This window comes from Elizabethkingia occulta, assembly GCF_002023715.1.
Lineage (GTDB): Bacteria > Bacteroidota > Bacteroidia > Flavobacteriales > Weeksellaceae > Elizabethkingia > Elizabethkingia occulta.
On the sequence record NZ_MAHX01000013.1, the window covers coordinates 189,620 to 211,066 of the forward strand.

Genomic DNA, 21,447 nt, shown 5'->3' on the forward strand with positions numbered 1-21,447 from the left:
CTGTGTAAAAAGGTATGTAAAAGAGTCAAGTACTCCAGGGGAGTACTATCTCATAATAGGAATATTTTATCTATATCTCTCCCAGAATTTGTACCTGATGTGCTTTAACTAAATTGATAAATTCATTTAAAAAAACTCAAAATGACATGCGTAATAATATTTGTTGTATTAAATTGTCAGGCTGAACTTGTCGATGCCCTGTTTATTAAAAGGGCAAAAAATATTTATTCAACTTCAAAAACAGCCTGTATTTCTACGGAAGAGTTAACTGGAAGGGAAGAAGCTCCAAGTGTGCCTCTTGCATGTTTACCTTTCTCGCCGAATACCTCAACAGTAAGATCAGATGCGATGTTCATAAGATCAGCATGTTTGGTATAATCATTTGGCGTATTAAAAATACCGGTTAGCTGTACACATTGTTTAACCTTGTTCAGATCACCGCCTGTAGCTTCTTTCAGAACTGCCAATACATTCAGCATCGTTACTTTTGTTGCCTCTTTTACCTGTTGTTCGTTTACTTCTTTTCCAAGCTTTCCGGGATTAATAATTTTTCCGTCTTTCAGAGCAACCTGATTAATGAATATTAGATTTCCTGACCGTACGTAGGGCTTATAATTTCCTGCAGGTTTTGGAACCAGTGGCAAAACAATTTGTTTTTGCTGTAATACTTTATTAACATCAGCTCTTTCCTGTGTTGGAATTATCTCTTTTTGCACAAATGTTCCTTTAAGTGCTAAAGATACTTTTGCAATTGTTTTTCCTTGTAATTCCGCTAGGTAACGTTCACCTTGACTTGGTCGTTCTGTATTTTTTACTGAATTAAGACTTGTAGTTCCTAATACAGTATTTCCCTGTGGAATGTTTTTGTCAATATTTTCATTTCCTCTTATCCCTGTAGGTACAAGGATCATTCCGTGTACAGCCAGACTATTCCAGAAAGATTGTATAGCCAGCTCCTTACCAGCTCCGCTACCTGCGGACATAAATACTGTAGCAGGGATTCCTTCCAAAGCATGGTTCGTCCAAAGGTTAACTGTTTTTGAAAGAAATTCACTCATTCCGGTGCTGATATTGCCAAAGTAAACAGGAGAGCCAAATGCAATCCCGTCATAAGATTTTAATTCATCTACTGAAGCAACAGGGATGTTTTTTAGTTTAGAGTTTGAAGATGTTTTTACCTGCTTGATTATGGCTTCTGCATTTTTTTCGCTCTCAATTCCCTTAGCAACTTCTTTTGCCAGTTCATAAGTGCCACCGTTATCAGAGTAGAATAACACAAGTATTTTGGCTTTTTTTTCCTGTGCAACAGATATATTTACGGCGAGTATTGTTAAGATACCGGCTAAAATAATATGTAGTTTTTTCATTTTTGTCTATTAAAATTACGTTGCAAAAATACTAACGTTACTTTTATTAAGTTTGACAAAAAATATATTTAAAACGACAATTTTAAAATCTGTGTAGTTTTAGAGTTTGCCTAATAAATTGAATGTTTTTATTAAATGCTCTTCGACAGGCTCAGAGTAATATTATCTGTCCTAAGTATCTTTTTAGAATTGTCAGGCTGAGCTTGTCGAAGCCACATATTTTCTTGAAATAAAACCTAAATTAATTCTATTTTACTATTAAGCATTGATTTTACATGGTTATACCATTCATCTTTAAGGATGCTTAGAACGATTACATCAATCCTTTGGCCTTCGGAGTCAAGACTAAAGTTTCTTAAAATACCCTCTTCAGTACAACCTATACTTTTCATAGCACTAATACTCTTTTTATTCGCATTATTTGCTTTAAAGCCTATACGTTCGAAACCGAGATTTTCGAATGCGAATTCCAATAATAAGTATTTGCAGTTTTTGTTTACGTGGGTTCCCTGATAATTTTTACCATACCAAGTGTAGCCTAGTTCTAGAGTTTTATTAATTGAGTTGATCGCATAGAACCGAGTACTTCCAATTAATTTCCCGAGCTGTTTATCATAAACAACAAAAGGATATTCAGTTTCTTTATATTTGTTTGAAAGGGCGGTAGAGATATATTTTTTGAGATTTTCAGGACTATCAGCACCAAATGCATTAAACTTCCATATTTCGGGTTCATCCAACGAAAATTGAAGTAACTGATCATAGTCTTCCTCTACTAATGGTCTTAATATTAGTTTGCTATTCTCTAAGATATAATCGGTTTTAAAATCCATTTATTAAACAAAAAATTCCATTAGGTAATCGTCCATTACATAACCATTTCCGATGTCGAATACTCCTTCTTCATAAACTTTGAATCCCTGAGATTCGTAAAAGTCTTTAGCGTTGTTGTATTTGTTTACATTTAGGATAATACGCTCATTGCCATTTTCAGAAACATGATTTTTTAGATAATTTAAAGCGAATTTTCCTAAACCCTTGCCTTTGGATTCCGGTACCATATATATGCGGTGAAGTTTGGTAGTTTTGGGTTCATAATTGAATTGGTATCCTATAAACCCTCCAAAGTTTCCCTCATCATCTTTTATCAGAAAGTACCGCCAGTCAGGATTTTCCATTTGGGATGAAATTTCTTTTTCAGAATACATTTCGGCCATCATATAGCTGATTTGCCCTGGGCTGAGAATTTTGGAATAAGCCATTTCCCATGATCTTTTAGCTAAATCCTGAATCAAGGGAATATCCTTTGGTGTAGCTTCTAATATTTTCATTTTGTTGTTGTTTTCTTGCGATGCGTTTTTCCCATAGAATAACAGGAATCGAAGCATAAAGATAAAAAAAAGAAAGCATCCGGTGGATGCTTTCAGATAAATGTTTTTATGACATCAGATGACTAGATTTTAGTCATTTCTGCTTTAATTTTTTGTTCTAAACTTTCAGATGCAGCTACCAGCGGTAATCTTAGGTAGTTTTTAACAATCCCCAGCTCTGCAAGTACATATTTAACTCCGGTAGGATTTCCTTCTGAAAAAATCAAACGTGTAATTTCCACAAGCTTGTTATGGATTTTATATGCTTCCTTAGCATTGCCCTCGATACCCAATTGGATCATCTGTGCAAACTCTTTTGGATAAGCCTGTCCAATTACAGAGATCACACCATCTGCACCAGCTAAAGTTACAGGTAGAGCAAACTCATCGTCTCCGGAAACAAGACTGAAGTTCTCAGGTTTTTGACGAAGGATGTCAAAATACTGGTTGATATTTGGAGCAGCTTCTTTAATCATGACAAGATTAGGGAACTCATTCGCTAAACGAAGAGTAGTTGATGCTTCAATATTTTGTCCGGTTCTTCCCGGTACATTATAAACAATAATATTTTTTCCCGTAGAAGCTAATGCTTTATAATGCTGATAAAGTCCTTCCTGATTAGGCTTGTTATAATATGGAGAAACTGAAAGGATAGCATCAAAAGCAGAAGTATCAGTTTCATTAATTTGTTTCACAACCTCTGCCGTATTGTTTCCTCCGATTCCTAAAACCAATGGTATACGACCATTGTTAACCTTTATAACGTGTTTGACTACCTTATCCTTCTCTTCATCATTAAGTGTAGCAGCTTCAGCTGTTGTTCCTAAAACTACTAAATAACTGGTTCCGTTTTCGATATTGAATTCTACTAATCTCGTTAGTGAGTCAAAATCTACGGACAAATCTTCATTGAAGGGTGTGACTAGTGCAACACCTACTCCGGATAATTTATTCATAGTACGTTAAAAATTAAGTATTCAAATGTAGGGATTTTTTCTGTGTTTTCAGGTTATGCGTGTATAAAAATCTATTATTAACTCCTATATTTGTAATCGATTACTTGATTGTAAAGTAAAGAATAATGGTACAGGAGAAGGGTTTTCTTATTTCATATCTTAAATACGGAGAAAATGATGCTGTCCTTCATATTTATACACATAATGAAGGCTACAAAAGTTATTTTCTGAAAGGAATTTATTCCAAAAGAAATAAAAAGAAAGCACTACTTCAGTTCTTGTTCGAAATACAGTTTACTACAAATCCTAAAGCATCCGGATTACCATTGATTTCGGATTTACAGGCTTACGGACAACTTCCCGAATGGAATATTAAAACGAATACTCTTCAGTTTTTTATTGCCGATATACTGAGCAATATCCTCCGGAACGAAGCTCAGAATGAGAGCATCTATTCCAAAATTTCTGGTTTTATAGATCAGTTGAAAGAGGAGAATATATCCGCACATGTTCATTTTTTAATTATTCTGACAGAAGATTTCGGAATAAAGCCACTGCTAAATGATGCAATCTATCTAAATCCTGAAAAAGGAATCTATGAGCATTTTTCTTCACATCATTGTTTTGACGATAGTACTTCCGGATTGTGGAAAAGTATTTTAGAAGAGGGATACTCTGTAAAGCTTATAAATACAGAACGAAGAAGACTTTTGGAAAGTATTCTGGTATACTATAGCATTCATATACCGGAATTTAAAAATCCGGCCTCACTGGAAGTTCTTCAGCAAATATGGGCATAAAAAAACCTGCTATATGAGCAGGTTGTATTTTAAATTTCTGATATTCATTTATTCTTCAGAAGGAGTTCTTTCTCTGGATCCATATAGCTGGAAGTTGAAGAAGAAGCTGTAATCATTAAGAGATGCTCCTACATAGTTGTAATGAGGGTCTTTTGCAAATGCTGCTCTGGAAGGTACAATAATTAACCCCTGAAGGTTATAATTAGCTGTAACATCATTTGTAAAAGATTTGAATAATTTAATAGCTTCCTGGAAACCTTCAATCTCGAAATAGCTGTTTGTGACTTTTACCGTATTATTAGTAGTGGCAGCGTCCAGTCTCTTTTGTTCAGAAGCGATTAATGCCTTTTTAGCATAGAACCATAATGGATCATCCTTTGCAACCCCGCCCTGATCTACAGTATTGAAAAAAGGAAGAGAACCTGTAAAGACAATTTTATCATCTGTACCTTTAATTGCACGGGTGGCGAAAGCAACCTGCATAATCTGCAATACATTTTTATCTTTTACATCAGTTCCATTTGTAGGTTGTGCATTTGGACGTACTACATAGATTACACCAGATGGTAATGTTTTAGCCAGTGTGGATAACTTTACATTTTTGTCATCCGGCTTATTGGTATCATCAAATGTTTTAATCTTTCCTCTGTCATCGAAGTAGTGAGTATCTAAGTAATCTTTTATCGCAGTATCATCATAGGAATTTTGCGTAGCCTGATCTACATTCGGGATAAGATTTTGATTGTAGTAATCATCTTTTCTACATGAATTTAGTACAGTAGAAGCTACCAACAAACCTAATAATAATTTTTTCATTGTATCTTTATAAAATTATTGACTATTCTTAAACGTATATAACTACGCAAAAGTATAAAAAAATATGAGAATTGATAAATTTTTATGGAGTGTAAGATTCTATAAGACCAGAAGTATTGCAACAGAGGAAATTAAAAAGAACAGAGTTAGTATTGGCGGGCAGGTTGTAAAGTCTTCTAAAGAGGTAACAGAGGGAGACGTAATCACGATCCGTAAAAACCAGATTGACTATAAAATAAAAGTAATACAGGTTCCTAAAAGTAGGATTGGGGCGAAACTAGTAACCCTGCACATCAAAGATATGACGGATTCCGAGCAATATGCACTTCTGGAATCCCGTAGACTGACTCAGGATTATTACCGTCAGAGAGGAGAGGGGAGACCTACCAAAAAAGACCGTCGGGAGATGGACGGCTTTCTTGACGTAGATGATGACGATGAAGAAGAAACAGAACCGTCAGATAAAGATTGGGACGACTTTTTTAATGATGAAGCTGAAGGTGATGAATAATCTCATTTGAGATTTCCTCATCAGTTTTATTATCTGTGTCTATAATAAACTCGGCTTCGTTATAGAAAGTATTCCTTTCAAATAAATGCTTTGCGATAAACTCCGGAAGATCTTCTTCACTTATTCTGGCAATAAGAGGACGTTTATCTTTTTGTTTCGATAGCCTTTCTGCTAGAGTACCCACTTTAGCTCTCAAATAAAAACTTTTAGAATGTCTGGTGATGGTATCCATGTTATTATAATAAACAGGGGTACCTCCGCCAAGACTTAATATGATGTTTTCTTCCGAAGAAAGGAGTTCTTCCAGCATGTGTTTCTCTGCTTTTCTAAAACCCAGTTCCCCCATTTCCTTGAAAATTGTGGGAATGTCCTTTCCCAGGTGCAAAGAAATTTCTTTATCGAGGTCAAATAATTTAAAATTTATTTTCTGGGCGAGGGTTCTGGATATGTGAGACTTACCACTGCCCATGTAGCCTAATAGCGAAATGATCATGATTTTTTTTTAAACAAATGTCCAAAAAAATTTTGAGATATGAAAAAAAGTAGTATCTTTGCACCACTTTAGAAACAGAGATAAACACTGATTAATAAAGTGACCGACCTGGTAGCTCAGCTGGTAGAGCAATACACTTTTAATGTATGGGTCCTGGGTTCGAATCCCAGCCAGGTCACTACTCAAAAAAATGTCTCACTAGAGAAATTTTTTTGCCTGTGTGGTGAAATTGGTAGACACGCCATCTTGAGGGGGTGGTATCCAAAGGATGTGCTGGTTCGAATCCAGTCGCAGGCACACAGAGAAAAATAATTTTGAATATTAAGTCTTTAGACTTTACATTCAAGACCTGGTAGCTCAGCTGGTAGAGCAATACACTTTTAATGTATGGGTCCTGGGTTCGAATCCCAGCCAGGTCACAATTTAATTTGAATTTTTTTCATATTAATATTTTGTGATTTGGTGTTTTAAAAGCCTTTCAGTAACCTGAAGGGCTTTTAATTTTTTTATGAAGTTCTCCTTTTTATCCCTATATTTACGCTAAAGTACTCCCTATGAAAAATGTATTGAAGATTGTATTTGGTATGCTGCTCTTTGTTGCTTTTGTTGCATGCAGAGGAAATGAAGATAGTTTGCCGCCAAGTAATAAAATACAGGGAGAATGGATATTGCAGAATACAGTAGCCGGTAGGACGGTTACCTATAACTTCAGAGCGAGTGATGTAGTTATTACGGAATCGGGCATTGTAACAAGTTCAAATACCTATTCGTATTCTGTAGTCTATGAAAACTATAAAGACCCTAAAAGCCAGGATCAGAAACAAGATGTTGTCTATATTGGAGGAAACAAATTTGTATTAACCTTTGAAGGGTCCGGCCGGATGGTATTAACTAATCCTAATTCAACGCCGGCAGTGAAGCTGGAGTTTGAAAGACGAAGATAACCTGATTATAACAATAGAAAATAAAAAAAGACAAATTACACAGTAATTTGTCTTTTTGCTTTTAGAGATCTAATTCTACCATTACAGGGCAGTGATCGGAATGCATAGCCTCTGGTAGTATAATAGCTCTTTGGATTTTATCTTTCAGGGTATTGCTTACCATGTTGTAATCTAATCGCCAGCCTTTGTTATTGGCTCTTGCATTAGCACGATAGCTCCACCAGCTGTATTGTCGTGTTTCCGGATTTTTATAGCGGAAAGCATCGGTAAATTCTCCTTCGTCTAAGAACTTAGACAGATACTCTCTTTCCATAGGTAAAAAGCCAGATACACTAGCTAAACGAATCGGATCGTGAATATCGATAGCTTCGTGACATATATTGAAGTCTCCACAAACAATAAGATTAGGGATAGTTTTGCGGAGCTCCTTTAGATAGTTTAAGAAGTCATAGCAAAACTGCATTTTAAGATCCAGTCGCGAAATGTTAGTTGCCGAAGGCACGTAAACAGAGATTACTGAGAAATTATCGAAATCCAGTCTTATGACGCGGCCTTCAAAATCTATATAATCTATTCCTGTTCCGTATTCTATATGATTAGGTTTGTGCTTTGTAGCGATACCTACGCCGCTGTAACCTTTTTTCTGTGCGGAATACCAGTAACTTTCATATTGAAGATCACTGAATGCTCCTATATTGATTTGTTCCGGTTGTGCCTTGCTTTCCTGGAAGCAAATAATATCAGGATTTGCAAAAGATAACCATGTAGTAAAGTCCTTTGCAAAAGCCGCACGGATCCCGTTAACGTTATAGCTGATAATTTTCATAAATTTAATTGGAGATTTGAGGTCAGAAACAAATGTCTAACACATTTACCCTTCACAGATAAATGAATTGTTATGTCTCTGAATTAATATTTTGTGCTTTGTATCAGATTTCAATATTTTCAAACTGATTCTTAGCCTCATTAATAAGTTCATTTAGTTCAATCAGTGTCAAAGCCTGAAGGAATTTGGATTTTAATTCTTTGAAATGAGGTATTCCTTTGAAGTAGTTATTATAATGCTGGCGCATCTCTACTAATCCGGGTCTTTCCCCTTTCCATTCTACAGACCATTCTGCATGTTGCTGTACTGCAAGAAGCCTGTCTTTTACAGTTGGTTTAGGTAAGTTCTCCCCGGTTTGGAAGAAATGTTTAATCTCATTAAAGATCCAAGGATACCCGATAGCACCACGGCCTATCATAATACCGTCGCAATCGTATTTCTGCTTATATTCTAAAGCTTTTTCCGGTGAATCGATATCTCCGTTCCCGAAAATTGGAATCTCAATATTTGGATTGTTTTTTATACGGGAAATATGATTCCAGTCAGCTTCACCTTTATACATCTGTGCACGTGTTCTTGCATGGATGGTCAGTGCTTTAATTCCGGTTTCCTGTAGCCTTTCAGCTACCTCATCAATATTAATAGATTCCGTGTCCCAGCCTAGTCTTGTTTTTACGGTTACAGGTAGGTGAGTAGAATTTACAACAGCCTTGGTAAGACGTACCATCAGATCAATATCTTTCAATACTCCTGCGCCAGCACCTTTACACACCACTTTTTTTACCGGACAACCAAAGTTAATGTCTACAAGATCCGGTTCTACAGTTTCTACAATTCTGGCAGACATTGCCATTGCCTCTTCATCTCCTCCAAATATCTGGATACCTACAGGCCTTTCGTAATCGAAAATATCTAATTTTTTTCGACTCTTTATTGCATCTCTGATCAATCCTTCGGAGGAAATAAATTCAGAATACATAAGATCCGCACCATGCATTTTGCAAAGTCTGCGGAAAGGAGGATCCGAAACATCTTCCATCGGAGCTAAAAGCAGCGGGAAGTCAGGAAGCTCTATGTTACCAATTTTTACCATAAGTTGTGCAAAATTACGATTTTTAGATGAAATCAATAAATGAAACAGGTATAGTCGAAGACATAAATTTTTGAGATGTAGAGAGTAATTTCTATATTTGTTGACAGTAATTTTTACGCTACCCGACATGCAAAACTACCTTCATTTACTTCAGGATATTTTAGATAACGGATCAGATAAAACAGACAGAACAGGCACAGGAACCAGAAGTTTATTCGGGTATCAGCTGCGTTATGACCTGTCTAAAGGTTTTCCATTAGTAACTACTAAAAAGGTTCACCTTAAATCTATTGTCTATGAACTGCTTTGGTTTCTGAAGGGAGATACAAACATTAAATACCTTAAGGATAATGGTGTTTCCATATGGGATGAATGGGCAGATGAGAATGGTGATCTGGGACCTGTATACGGTGCTCAGTGGAGAAGTTGGAGAGGAGCGGATAATAAAGTTGTAGATCAGATCTCTGAAGTAATCGATCAGATTAAAAAGAATCCTGATTCCAGAAGACTTATTGTTTCTGCATGGAACGTTGCTGAAATCCCAAATATGGCATTGGCACCTTGTCATGCAATGTTTCAGTTTTATGTAGCGGATGGAAAGCTGTCTTTGCAGCTATACCAGAGAAGTGCCGATGTTTTCCTGGGAGTTCCTTTTAATATTGCAAGTTATGCTTTGCTATTAATGATGGTAGCACAAGTTACAGGACTTCAGGTTGGCGATTATGTACATAGCTTCGGAGATGTACACATTTATAATAACCACTTCGAACAGGTAAACAGACAACTGGCACGTGATCCGAAACCTTTACCGGTAATGAAGATAAATCCTGATGTAAAAGATATCTTCGATTTTAAATTTGAGGATTTCGAATTACTGAATTATGATCCGCTCCCAGGTATTAAAGCACCTGTTGCTATTTAAAATAAATAAAAAAAGTGAGACTTGTTCTCACTTTTTTTGTAACTTTTCCCTTTGTTTAAAGACAAATCCGCTAAAGTATACCCTTTGTAAATTCAATGTAAAATGAAAAAGATCTTTATTGCAGCCCTGTTTTTAGGAACGCTTTTAAATGCAAATATGGCATTTGGCCAGACAGAAACATCCGGAAGAGATGGTGTTTATAGAGCTGCCCATACAAAAATGACAGAGCTGAAACACACTAAACTAAAAGTAAATTTCGACTATCAGAAAGAGCAAATGAATGGTGAAGAATGGCTTACAGCCTCACCTTATTTTTATGCAACAGACTCTTTGGTTCTGAATGCTAAAGCTATGCTTATTCATGAAGTGGCTTTGGATAAAGGTGGTAGTAAGACTCCTCTGAAATTTGATTATAAAAATGATATCCTGAAAATTAATCTGGATAAAACTTATAACAAAAATCAGGATTATACAGTATACATTAAATATACAGCCCGTCCTGGTGAAGTAAAGCAAAAAGGAAGTTCAGCGATTAGTGACGCTAAAGGCTTGTACTTTATCAACGCTCAGGGAAAAGAAGCGGATAAACCAACGCAAATATGGACACAGGGAGAAACGGAATCTTCTTCCGCTTGGTTCCCAACAATAGATAAGACCAACCAGAAAACAACTCAGGAGATCTATATGACAGTTCCGGATAAGTATGTTACATTATCCAATGGAATCCTGAAAGAATCCAAAAAAGAAGGAAACAACCTACGTACCGATCATTGGGTGATGGAGAAAAGACATTCACCTTATTTATTCTTTATGGGGGTCGGCGATTATGCGGTTGTAAAAGATAAGTGGAGAAATATTCCGGTAGACTATTATATCGAGAAAGAATATGAGCCATATGCTAAGCAAATTTATGGTAATACTCCGGAGATGATAGAGTTTTATTCTAAATATCTTAATTATGATTATCCATGGGCTAAATATGCTCAGATATCCGGACGCGACTATGTAAGTGGTGCTATGGAAAATACAACGGCTACTTTACATGGAGATGCTGTACAGCAAAAACCGGGTCAATTAGCTGATGAAAATAGCTGGGAATCTACAATTGCTCACGAATTATTCCACCACTGGTTTGGGGATTTGGTAACCGCTGAAAGCTGGAGTAATCTTACTGTAAACGAATCTTTTGCCAACTATTCTGAGTATCTGTGGTTCGAACATAAGTATGGTAAAGATTTGGCAGACTATCATCTGATGAAGGATGTGGGTAATTACCTGCATAATCCAAATGATTATTCGAAGGATTTGGTACGCTTTAATTACGCTGATAAAGAAGATGTTTTCGATCTGGTAACTTATCAGAAAGGTGGCGGAATTCTTCATATGCTTCGCAATTATCTTGGTGAAGATGCTTTCAGACAGGGTCTTACGGATTATCTGAAAACAAATGAGTACGGAAATGGTGAAGCTCACCAATTGCGTCTTTCATTGGAAAAAGTGAGTGGAAAAGACCTTAACTGGTTCTTTAATCAGTGGTATTTCTCAAACGGTCATCCAAAATTATCTTACAACTACAATTATGAGCCTGTTAAAAAGCAGGTAACCGTTACGATTAATCAGTCACAGTCTCCTTTATTCCAATTCCCATTGGCTATAGATGTGTATGATAATGGTAAGCCAGTACGTCAGAATGTATGGGTAGATGCCAAAGCAAATAACTCATTTACATTCCCTTCATCCAAAAGTCCTGATTTAGTAAATATAAACGCAGATGGTATTTTGTTATCTGCAATTACAGAAACTAAAACACCAGAACAATATTTATTACAGTACCAGGGTTCTAAAGAATTTTATAGCCGTTACAAAGCTGTTCAGGAAGCTGCTAAAAGTGCAGATAAGAATGACGCTGCTCTGAAAACATTATTGGCTGCACTAAAAGATCCTTTCTTCAGAGTAAGAATGAAAGCCTTAAACGGATTAGACTTGTCTAAACCTAATCAGGCAAAATTGGCACTGGCTGAAGTAGAGAAATTAGCTTCGAATGATCCTAAAACATTGGTACAAGGAGAAGCAATTGCTGCATTGGCTAAAACAAAGGATAAAAAATATCAGTCCTTATATGAAAAAGGAATTACTGTAGTTTCTAATGCCGTTAGCGGAAATTCATTAGCAGCATTGGCAACTGTAGCGCCAGAGAAAATAGTCACTTATGCAGATAAAATTGACCTGAATAATGCGAGTGAAGGTTTAATCTCTACACTGTTACCAATTATTGTTAAAAATAAAATAACAAAACAAATGCCTGCAATAGCAGAAACAGCAGCATTTTATCCTTTTATAAAAATGCAGGATCCTGAAGAAGGTAAGGCTGCGGAAGATGCTTATAACTGGATTATGGGATCGGATAATTCAGAAGCGACAAAACGCCTTACAAAAGTTTTAGGTTTAGCGAAAAGTCAGGTAGGAGAAAATCCACAGGCAAAAATGATGATTGTGAATATGCTGAAAGCAGGACTTAATACAAAAATGGGAGTATTGAAAGCGGATCCGAAAAATGCGGAACTGCATAAGCAAATCGAAATGATTAATAATGCTATAGAAGTTTACAGCAAATAATTGCTGTTTGCTTATCATAAAGAAGCTGCATCAGATTTTGATGCAGCTTTTTTTATTTCTTCTATCCAGATATTAACCTCGACCAGATTTGTTATTCTTTTTTGGTATTGATTATGTTCCAAAAGGTTTTTGATTGCTACAGGTAATATTTTCGCCAGGTTTTACACCAAAATATTTACAGAAATATTGGTAATATTCATACCTGTATTGGGTTTTGGGCAATGTTTTTCCCTGTCCGCATTCGATTCCACCGTTAATGATATTAACTGTTGTTCCAAATCCGGAAACTCTTCCACTTTCAATATCTTTTTCTGTAGGTTTCCATTTGCCGGTCATTACATCGTGACAAGATGGCTTCGGGGCCTGAGCTGTCATCCAAAACCAGATTGCAGAAGCAAAAGACAGTACATTATCCTGTGCTAAAAGTCCCGGATTTTTTAAGAGTACGTTTTTATCGCCAAACCATGCTTCACTAAATTGTCCGTAATTATAATTCCAGCTAAGCTGTTTCGGACCACGGCCATAATAGGCTTGTCCGTCAGTTGGCGGATAAGCTGTTTTGGAAGGATCAGTATAATTATTTCCGTTTCCCTTATTGTTTTCTTCTATAAAATAAAGTCCCCATGCGAAATATCCGCCGGGAGCATCATTCCACCCACCACTGGTTTCCTGCGCAATGTTAGCCAGAAAAGCAGCTAATTCTCTTTTTTGGTTTTCAGCAGAACCTTCATTTAGGAAAGTAGGGAAATGTGTTGCGGCTTTTATAAAAGCCTGATAGGAATAAAAATCCTGATGTTTGCTGTCTTTTCCCTGAATGTTATTCCTGTTGGGAAATAATTTATTCCATGTTTTGGCATCTATAAGCAGGGCAATACGCTGAGAAGAATTGTTATCCACAATATGTTGTATGTTTTTACTTTGGGTTTTCTGGGCACAAGACTGTCCGGATAATAAAAAAACTAAAGAAATGCTTGTAATAAATGAGAGTTTCATATTAATTGTATTCTGTACTTTCCTTTACAAACTGGTTGAAAGGCAAAGCGATTTGGAACAGTTTACCAATTTCCTGTACAAATTTTGGCGAAGTAATTTCGGTATCTTCAAAAGAGTGAATAAGGATCATTTCTTTGTGCTTAAGATATTCAGCCATAGGATCGTCCTTTTCAAATCCCTGTGGAATTTTTTTTAGTTTTTCACCTTCAATTTTAAAACTTTTTTTGAATATTGGTTTTTCTATAATACTCAGAAATTCTTCTTTGTTATAACTGATTTCTTTTCGGAATTTTTTCAAAACATCAGAATTGGGCTGGTAGAGTCCGGCAGCAATAAAAGATTTACCAGGCTCAAAATGCATATAGTATCCCGCTTCACCAATTCCTTTGCTCTGCCCCATAAAAAATGAAGCTCCGAAATTTGTTTTATAAGGCGTTTTATCTTTTGAAAACCGGGTATCTCTGTAGATGCGGAAAACACATTTTTTTGGATCCAGTCTTTCCATTTCCGGCTCTGTTTTTGCCAGTTCAGAGATTACCTGTTCAACAAGATGTACAAAATATTCGTGTGCTTGCTGATACTGTGGTTTGTTTTCTGTAAACCATTCGCGGTTATTATTCTGAGAAAGCTGGTTTAGGAAATTTAATATGTAAGCTGTGTTTTCCATATTTGAGTGATTGTTTGTATCAAAATTAACTAAAAGTTAGTTGTAAATAGTCTTTGATCTGTACTAATTTTGTGTTAAATCTGATAGATAAAGATTATAAATATTAGCTATAGATGAAATGATCTCTATCATCTGAGATTCTGTAAATAAATGCGTAAATTTGTAATTTATTTAGAATAATTATGATTAAAAAGGAAGCTGTTCAGGATTTCTTAAAAGAAGTTGAGGTAGACGATCTTGTGAAGAATATCCAGATAATGGGTGACAGTGTTTTTATAGATATGGTAGCTCATTCTCCGGCAATGCATGAAAAGAAAAAACTGGAGGTTGCAATGAAGCAGGCTTTTACAAGCCACTTTGGAGAGAATATAGTTTTAAAACTGAAAATTGAATCTCCGGAGGCTAGTGAAGTACAACAAAATCAGATAAAAGGAAAACAAATTCCGGGAATTAAAAATATTATTGCTATTGCATCTGGTAAAGGTGGAGTAGGAAAATCTACAGTAGCTGCAAATATGGCAGTAACTTTAGCCAAAATGGGATTTTCGGTAGGTTTATTAGATGCTGATATTTACGGACCATCTGTACCAACCATGTTTGATACTGTAGGTGCAAAACCTGTTTCTGTTGAGGAAAATGGTAGAAATCTGATGAAGCCAATTGAAAGCTATGGTGTAAAACTTTTATCAATAGGATATTTCTCAGGCGCTAATCAGGCTGTAGTTTGGAGAGGTCCAATGGCTTCAAAAGCTCTAAACCAAATGTTGCGTGATGCTGCATGGGGAGAGTTGGACTTCTTGTTGTTAGACCTTCCTCCGGGAACAGGAGATATCCACCTTTCAATTATTCAGGAAGTGCCGGTAACAGGAGCTGTAATAGTAAGTACACCTCAGCATGTTGCACTTGCAGATGTTAGAAAAGGAATCGGAATGTTCCAAATGGACAGTATTAATATTCCGGTGCTTGGATTAATAGAAAATATGGCGTATTTTACACCCGAAGAATTACCTGAGAATAAATACTATATTTTCGGAAAAGAAGGTGCTAAAAACTTAGCCGAAGATCTTGGAATTCCAGTATTAGGAGAAATTCCATTGATCCAGAGTATCCGTGAAGCTGGTGATGTAGGCCGCCCGGTGGCATTACAGGAAAATACCGGAATAGCTGATATTTATACAAAAACGGCTCAGAATATGATTGAGAGCCTTGTAGAAAGAAATGAAAATCTTCCACCAACGGAAGCAGTAAAAATAACAACAATGGCGGGTTGTTCGCCAAAAAAATAAGTTGAAATATGAGTGAGACTAAACACATCGAGACGGTAACAAAAGTAATGGAAGCCTTAGAAGAAATTCGCCCGTTTTTAAATAAAGATGGTGGTGATATTGAATTGATTGATGTAAAGGAGACTACTGTAATAGTGCGTCTGCTAGGTAATTGCTCATCATGTCATATCAATACTTCAACACTGAAACTGGGTGTAGAGAATACAATTAAACAGCACGTTCCTGAAATTGTTGAAGTTATTAATATAGATTAATATATTATCAGAATAAAATTTTTTAGAACCTCCCAAGCGGGAGGTTTTTTTTATGAGTCTTATCATGTTGTTAATTAGAATAATTAAAAATAACTTTGCAGCAAATTAACACTATATGAATAAATACATTACTACTTCATTTTTTGTTCTTGGCGGATTGATGGTTAATGCGCAGACTAAAAAGACAGATACGCTGTCTTCTAACAAGCATAAGGAGATTGAGCAGGTGGAACTTTTCGGTGAAAGAAAGAAGCAGCCTGAAGGTCTGGAAGTAATTACAAGATTACCTCTAAAGACCAGAGATCAGATTCAGAGTATTTCAGTAATTTCATATAAAGCTATTGAAACTTTAGGAGGTTTATCTTTAATCGATGTTGCCAAAAATGTCCCGGGAGTTACTTTATTCTCAAGCTATGGAGGTGGAAATGAAAGCATGTCTATTCGTGGATACAGAGGTGTACCGGTACTAAAGAATGGTGTTTTATTAGACTCTGATTTCCGTACTGCTGGTATGATGACTGATATGCAGGGTGTAGAAAGTATTCAGGTAATTAAAGGTTCTGCAGCTGTAACACAAGGTATCGGAGACGGACTTGGAGCAGCAGGTGGTGTTATTAATGTAGTGACAAAAAGACCTCAGTTTGTTAACAGAACCAATGTAGGTTTCCGTTATGGCAGCTGGGATTTCTACCGTCCTACTCTAGATTTTCAGAGAGTTTTAGACAGCGAAGGTAAAGTTGCAATAAGGTTTAACGGAGCATATCAGAATAATAATTCTTTCAGATCTCATGTAAAAGGTGAAAGAATATATGTAAATCCATCTATTACTTTCCGTCCGGATAAGATGACCAATATTACGGTTGAGATGGATTATATGAATGACAGAAGAACTCCGGACAGAGGTACTATTAATCTGGCAGATGGAAGCACTGAAGCTTTATATACTATGCCAAAGGGCAAATTCTTAGGATATGATGCTGATCGTGCAAAAACTGAGTCTTACAACTTTATGACAAGCGTTGACAGAAAGATCAATGATAAATTTAAAGTAAGAGCAGCTTTCATTAATTCAGTTAGTAATACTGATAGTCAGGCAATGTCTATTGCACCAAATGGTACGAAATGGAATGAAAGAAAGCGTTACTATGGTAAGAGTATGGGGGAAGATGTGAATAAAGTATTTCAGTTTGACTTCATCGGACAAGATGTACGGACTGGCTTTATTAAGCATACCTTCCAGGTAGGTTTTGACTGGAAAGAAACAACAGTTACAACTAAGTCTTTTGAAGCATACAAAAATTCTATTGCATCGGACAATTTTATAGGTACACGTCGTGATCCAAAAACAAATAAAGTTATCTATGATAATCCATTAGATGTCATTAATGTACTAGGAGATATTTCTAATGAACTTCCTGTAAATGTTGTTTACAAACACCTCAGAACTGCTGAAGTCAAAACGCCTACAATGGGATTGATGGCTCAGGATGTAATGTCGTTTGGTAAATATGTGAAAGCACATTTAGGAATCAGATATAGTAGATTAAACGGTTCTACAAAGAATGATGTTGCTACATGGAATCCATCTTTCGGATTAATTGTTTCTCCATTGGAAAATGTTAATGTTTTCGGGTCGTATACCACAACAACTTCATTAAGATCTGCTAACAATGTATTACAAACTGGTGGTACTGTAGGCCCGTCTAAAACAGCACAATGGGAAGCAGGAATTAAATCGGACTGGTTTAATGAGAAGCTAAGGTTCAATGTTACTTTGTTTGATATTAAAACAGATAATTTAGCTTATCAGATTCTTGACCAGAATTATAACCCGGTTATTGATGCTAATAAAAATACATTATATGGTCTTGCCGGAAACCTTAGAAGAAAAGGACTTGAAGTAGAATTAATTGGTAGAATCTTACCAAACTTACAGATTATGTCTGGTTGGGCTTACTTAGATGCTCAGTATGAAGATAGCCCTGCTTATGTAAACGGCTCTGCTCCGATGAACTCTCCAAAACATACAGCAAATGCATGGTTAAATTATAAGTTTAATCAAGGGATCTTAGATGGGCTTGATGTTGGTGCTGGTATCTATTATGTAGGAAAAAGACCAGTTGATGAATGGACTCAGAAAACCTTTACTGCTGGGCATGTAAATAGTGTTCAGCCTGGCGCTAGACCATTCGATATGCCAGAATATACTACTGTAGATGCTCAGGTAGGTTATGCATTGAAAAATGGTGTAGGAGTAAGAGTATTCTTTAATAATATCTTCGATTCTGTTGGATACAGCTCTTATTTCAGAGGTGGTTACATCGATCAGATTCAGCCAAGAAACTTTGGAGTACAATTAAATTATAAGTTTTAATAACCCCAACAATATTGATATTTTACAAAAAAGAAGCGCTGATATTATCAGCGCTTCTTTTTTATTTTATTGTAAAGAGAATGGATTAAACCATCTGCAACCGAAATCTTCGGTACATAGATCTGTTTAATTTCTCCCCAGAGCATAATTTTGTTGAATATTTCCAATGCCGGAACCATTACATCGGCACGGTCTTCACGGACGTTGTATTTAATCATCCTTTCCTGTACACTAAGCGGTGCAGCTTCTTTATAATAAGTCTTCAGTAGGTTTGCAGACATCGGTTTGCCATCCTTGGTTTTACTCATCGAAAATATTTTGTTGATATTTCCTCCGGAGCCAATAGCTACAATAGGTTTTTTACCAAAAATTTCATTTTTGATCTCGGATCTCATTTCTTCCCAGCTTTCCTCTTTTACAAGGTTGTTCAGGATACGGATAGTTCCGATATTAAAAGATTTTTTATACTTAAGCTTTTTGTTCTCGTAATAGGTAAGCTCGGTACTACCACCACCGACATCGATATACAGATAACCAAAATTATGATCCATATTTTCAGCAACATGGTTTTCATAGATCAGTGTAGCTTCCTCATCTCCGGAAATTATTTCGATATTAATATTGGCTTCTTTTTTTACCGTATCTATAATATGCTTGCCATTTTTAGCATCACGCATAGCACTTGTAGCACAAGCTCTGTAGTGTTCTACACTATAAATTTCCATCAGGTCATGAAATACTTTCATAGAGCGGATGACCATTTTTTCTCTTTCAGGGCCAATTTCTCCTATCTTAAAAACATCCATACCAAGCCTCAACGGAACCCTTAGGAGGTTTAGTTTTGTAAATTCTGCCTGGCCATTTTCATTTTCTACCACTTCATTAATCAGAAGTCTTGCTGCATTACTTCCGATATCAATTGCTGCTAGCCTCATTTTCTGCTTTATGTTTTAAATAGTTATAAATTTCTATTTGGGAGCGGAAAGGTTTTCTATCGTTTTCATAATACTGGTTTTTCAGATTTTTACCAATATCACGGGCTTTTACATTATCATGCAACTGTATGTTCAGAATTTCTTTAAGTTCTTTTTTTAGATCTTTATTGTTAATTCTTACCGCGGCTTCAATTCTGTAATCCAGGTTACGCGTCATCCAGTCGGCAGAAGAAATGTACATAAGTTCTTTTCCGCCGTGGTAAAAATACATAATTCTGGAATGTTCGAGGTACTCATCGACAATACTTATAGCATGAATTTTCTTTTTGAAGGTTTTCTGATTCACGGCACAGTATATTCCACGGACAATTAATTTAATTATAACACCCGCCTCTGCAGCTTCATATAGTTTTTTAATAAGCTCTTTATCACTTAGTGAATTTACTTTAACAATGATTTCGGCTTTCCTTCCTGCAATAGCTTCTTCTATCTCTTTATCGATATAAAAAACTATTTTATTCCGCATATGTTGCGGACATACCATTAGTGTTTTGCACTTCTCTAATGCAAGAACAGGGTCTTGTTTTGGTTTCTTCAGTAAGCTGAAAACTCTGTTGATATCCGCCATTATAGTGCTATTGCTGGTCATCAGCATATTGTCACCATATACTCTGGCAGTTTTCTCATTAAAGTTTCCGGTACTTATAAAGCCATATTGTGTCATTTTGTTATGAACACGCTTTTTTATAATGCACAATTTGGCATGAACTTTCTTATTCGGGATTCCTACCAATACTTTTACGCCTTCCTCTTCCAGCCTTTCTTTCCAGAAGATATTAGCTTCCTCGTCGAAACGCGCGCGCAACTCCAGCATCACAGTTACTTCTTTTCCGTTTCTTACAGCATTGATAAGCGCATTGGCAATTTTAGAATTAGATGCCAGGCGATAGGCTGTGATATGAATTGTAGTAACATCCGGATCCATGGCGGCTTCCCGTAAAAGATCGATAACGGAGACAAAAGAGTGATAAGGGAAGTTAAGTAAAACATCTTTCTTTAAAATAACATCCGTTACCCTGCTTTTGTTATCAAAGTCAGGATGAATAAAGGATGTCCTTTCTATGGGTTTTACATAATTTTTAAAAACATCCGGAAAATCCATAAAATGTTTAAAATTGTGGATTTTCTCACCCGGAATCATACTGTCCTTCTTAGTTAAATTTAATTTTTTAGTTAAAAATTCCAGTAATTGCGGGTCTATATTTTTATCGTACACAAAACGCGTAGGTTTTCCTTTTCTTCTGTTTTTTAGCCCCTTTTCTATTTTTTCTACAAAGCTGGTTCTTACATCGTTGTCCAAATCAAATTCTGCATCTTTGGTTACTTTGAAGCAATGAGCGCTGAATTCATCATAACCAAAATAGGAGAAGATATAGGGAAGGTTTTCTATAATAACATCTTCCAGCAGGATAACATTTGTTTCACCATTAGTAGAAGGCAAAATAGTGAATCTACCAATTGTACGTGAAGGAACCTCAATAATGGCAAAATGCTTTTGCTTTTTGTCATTTTTATTCCACATGGCAATACCTATGTATAAACTTTTGTCACGTAGGAAAGGCATAGGTTTCTTCTCATCCAGCAGGATCGGGATGACATTAGATTCAACATCCTCGTCAAAGTAATTTCGAACAAAAGCCCTTTGCTGGAAGTTAAGATCAGAATTGGTACGGATAAAGACATTTTGTTCTGCCATTTCCTTCTGGATCTTTTCCCAGATAATATTAAAATCGTCCTGTTGCTGTATAACCAGTTTGTTAATCTTGTCCAGAATCTTTTGTGGTTCTTCAAAAAAAGACTCTGCAGTGATTTTGGATTTCATTTCCATAGCCCGTTTTAGTCCGGCAACACGAACCCGGAAAAATTCGTCCAGATTGTTAGAGAAAATTCCCAGAAATTTAATTCTTAATGGTAAAGGAACCTGTGGATCTGCGGCTTCCTGTAGTACTCTGGCATTAAAGGATAACCATGATATGTCTCTGGCATTAAACTGTGGCATATTTAATATTTGTGCTTCAAAAGTAGTTAAAGATAAGCCTTTTTAATGTCACTTTAATGAAAATTAATATAAAAATTTCTGTGTGTTTAAGGTTGTTTGAAGAAGTATTGTGTCAATTTGTCATAAAAATTTCATTGGTACAGATATTGAGAAATAGCACTCAAA

20 protein-coding genes and 3 tRNA genes are annotated in these 21,447 nt (G+C 36.0%); 11 read left to right on the forward strand and 12 right to left on the reverse strand.

Annotated features, from left to right (window positions below):
• Positions 1–224 precede the first annotated feature (224 nt).
• The 4 genes from BAZ10_RS07250 to dapA form a co-directional block, all read right to left on the reverse strand.
• Positions 225–1,367 (reverse strand): Atu1372/SO_1960 family protein, encoded by a 1,143-nt coding sequence (locus BAZ10_RS07250; RefSeq protein ID WP_078771492.1) that lies wholly within the window; start codon positions 1,365–1,367, stop codon positions 225–227.
• 236 nt (positions 1,368–1,603) lie between these two features.
• Positions 1,604–2,200, reverse strand: a complete 597-nt coding sequence (locus BAZ10_RS07255; protein ID WP_078771493.1) for a GNAT family N-acetyltransferase — start codon at positions 2,198–2,200, stop codon at positions 1,604–1,606.
• A gap of 3 nt (positions 2,201–2,203) precedes the next feature.
• The gene (locus BAZ10_RS07260; RefSeq protein WP_078771838.1) at positions 2,204–2,698 is read right to left on the reverse strand and encodes a GNAT family N-acetyltransferase; all 495 of its coding nucleotides are present in this window, start codon (positions 2,696–2,698) and stop codon (positions 2,204–2,206) included.
• A gap of 122 nt (positions 2,699–2,820) precedes the next feature.
• On the reverse strand, positions 2,821–3,693 hold the full coding sequence (gene dapA, locus BAZ10_RS07265; RefSeq protein WP_078771494.1) for a 4-hydroxy-tetrahydrodipicolinate synthase: 873 nt from the start codon (positions 3,691–3,693) through the stop codon (positions 2,821–2,823).
• A gap of 125 nt (positions 3,694–3,818) precedes the next feature.
• Between dapA and recO the strand changes: the two genes are divergently transcribed.
• Positions 3,819–4,493, forward strand: coding sequence for a DNA repair protein RecO (gene recO / locus BAZ10_RS07270; RefSeq protein ID WP_078771495.1), 675 nt, complete (start codon positions 3,819–3,821; stop codon positions 4,491–4,493).
• Between the two features lie 48 nt (positions 4,494–4,541).
• On the opposite strand, the gene BAZ10_RS07275 is transcribed toward recO, so the two are convergent.
• Positions 4,542–5,309, reverse strand: a complete 768-nt coding sequence (locus BAZ10_RS07275) for a hypothetical protein (protein WP_078771496.1) — start codon at positions 5,307–5,309, stop codon at positions 4,542–4,544.
• 64 nt (positions 5,310–5,373) lie between these two features.
• On the opposite strand from BAZ10_RS07275, the gene BAZ10_RS07280 reads away from it, so the two are divergent.
• A complete protein-coding gene (locus BAZ10_RS07280) occupies positions 5,374–5,820 on the forward strand; it encodes an RNA-binding S4 domain-containing protein (protein ID WP_078771497.1) in 447 nt (148 codons plus the stop codon).
• On the opposite strand, the gene BAZ10_RS07285 is transcribed toward BAZ10_RS07280, so the two are convergent.
• Entirely contained in the window at positions 5,792–6,313 is a 522-nt protein-coding gene (locus BAZ10_RS07285) for a shikimate kinase (RefSeq protein ID WP_059324243.1), read from the reverse strand. The two genes, BAZ10_RS07280 and BAZ10_RS07285, sit on opposite strands and share 29 nt — an antisense overlap.
• 105 nt (positions 6,314–6,418) lie before the next feature.
• Between BAZ10_RS07285 and BAZ10_RS07290 the strand changes: the two genes are divergently transcribed.
• The 4 genes from BAZ10_RS07290 to BAZ10_RS07305 all read left to right on the forward strand — a co-directional run bounded on the left by BAZ10_RS07290 (position 6,419) and on the right by BAZ10_RS07305 (position 7,257).
• Positions 6,419–6,491, forward strand: a tRNA-Lys gene (locus BAZ10_RS07290).
• A 36-nt stretch (positions 6,492–6,527) separates the two neighbouring features.
• Positions 6,528–6,610 (forward strand) — tRNA-Leu (locus tag BAZ10_RS07295).
• A gap of 49 nt (positions 6,611–6,659) precedes the next feature.
• A tRNA-Lys gene (locus BAZ10_RS07300) sits at positions 6,660–6,732 on the forward strand.
• 135 nt (positions 6,733–6,867) lie between these two features.
• Positions 6,868–7,257, forward strand: a complete 390-nt coding sequence (locus BAZ10_RS07305) for a hypothetical protein (protein ID WP_059324244.1) — start codon at positions 6,868–6,870, stop codon at positions 7,255–7,257.
• A 61-nt stretch (positions 7,258–7,318) separates the two neighbouring features.
• On the opposite strand, the gene BAZ10_RS07310 is transcribed toward BAZ10_RS07305, so the two are convergent.
• Positions 7,319–8,083 carry an exodeoxyribonuclease III gene (locus tag BAZ10_RS07310; protein WP_059343694.1) on the reverse strand — a complete coding sequence of 255 codons (765 nt, stop codon included), beginning with the start codon at positions 8,081–8,083 and terminating at the stop codon, positions 7,319–7,321.
• 103 nt (positions 8,084–8,186) lie between these two features.
• Entirely contained in the window at positions 8,187–9,176 is a 990-nt protein-coding gene (gene dusB, locus BAZ10_RS07315) for a tRNA dihydrouridine synthase DusB (protein ID WP_078771498.1), read from the reverse strand.
• A 127-nt stretch (positions 9,177–9,303) separates the two neighbouring features.
• Between dusB and BAZ10_RS07320 the strand changes: the two genes are divergently transcribed.
• The gene (locus tag BAZ10_RS07320) at positions 9,304–10,098 is read left to right on the forward strand and encodes a thymidylate synthase (RefSeq protein ID WP_078771499.1); all 795 of its coding nucleotides are present in this window, start codon (positions 9,304–9,306) and stop codon (positions 10,096–10,098) included.
• Positions 10,099–10,200: 102 nt separating this feature from the next.
• On the forward strand, positions 10,201–12,714 hold the full coding sequence (locus tag BAZ10_RS07325) for a M1 family aminopeptidase (protein WP_078771500.1): 2,514 nt from the start codon (positions 10,201–10,203) through the stop codon (positions 12,712–12,714).
• 111 nt (positions 12,715–12,825) lie between these two features.
• Here BAZ10_RS07325 and BAZ10_RS07330 read toward each other — a convergent pair whose 3' ends face one another.
• On the reverse strand, positions 12,826–13,707 hold the full coding sequence (locus BAZ10_RS07330) for a chitinase (protein WP_078771501.1): 882 nt from the start codon (positions 13,705–13,707) through the stop codon (positions 12,826–12,828).
• Position 13,708: 1 nt separating this feature from the next.
• Positions 13,709–14,374 (reverse strand): DUF2461 domain-containing protein, encoded by a 666-nt coding sequence (locus BAZ10_RS07335; RefSeq protein ID WP_078771502.1) that lies wholly within the window; start codon positions 14,372–14,374, stop codon positions 13,709–13,711.
• A 182-nt stretch (positions 14,375–14,556) separates the two neighbouring features.
• Between BAZ10_RS07335 and BAZ10_RS07340 the strand changes: the two genes are divergently transcribed.
• From BAZ10_RS07340 to BAZ10_RS07350, 3 genes are all read left to right on the forward strand, one after another.
• Complete coding sequence (locus BAZ10_RS07340; protein WP_059324251.1) at positions 14,557–15,660, forward strand: Mrp/NBP35 family ATP-binding protein; 1,104 nt, start codon at positions 14,557–14,559, stop codon at positions 15,658–15,660.
• A gap of 8 nt (positions 15,661–15,668) precedes the next feature.
• The gene (locus BAZ10_RS07345) at positions 15,669–15,914 is read left to right on the forward strand and encodes a NifU family protein (protein ID WP_078771503.1); all 246 of its coding nucleotides are present in this window, start codon (positions 15,669–15,671) and stop codon (positions 15,912–15,914) included.
• 115 nt (positions 15,915–16,029) lie between these two features.
• On the forward strand, positions 16,030–18,288 hold the full coding sequence (locus BAZ10_RS07350) for a TonB-dependent siderophore receptor (RefSeq protein WP_078771504.1): 2,259 nt from the start codon (positions 16,030–16,032) through the stop codon (positions 18,286–18,288).
• 47 nt (positions 18,289–18,335) lie between these two features.
• Here BAZ10_RS07350 and BAZ10_RS07355 read toward each other — a convergent pair whose 3' ends face one another.
• Positions 18,336–19,223: a Ppx/GppA phosphatase family protein gene (locus tag BAZ10_RS07355; RefSeq protein WP_078771505.1), complete on the reverse strand. Its 888-nt coding sequence runs from the start codon at positions 19,221–19,223 to the stop codon at positions 18,336–18,338.
• Positions 19,204–21,282 carry a polyphosphate kinase 1 gene (gene ppk1 / locus BAZ10_RS07360; RefSeq protein WP_078771506.1) on the reverse strand — a complete coding sequence of 693 codons (2,079 nt, stop codon included), beginning with the start codon at positions 21,280–21,282 and terminating at the stop codon, positions 19,204–19,206. The genes BAZ10_RS07355 and ppk1 overlap by 20 nt, the downstream gene beginning before the upstream one ends.
• Positions 21,283–21,447: the final 165 nt, after the last annotated feature.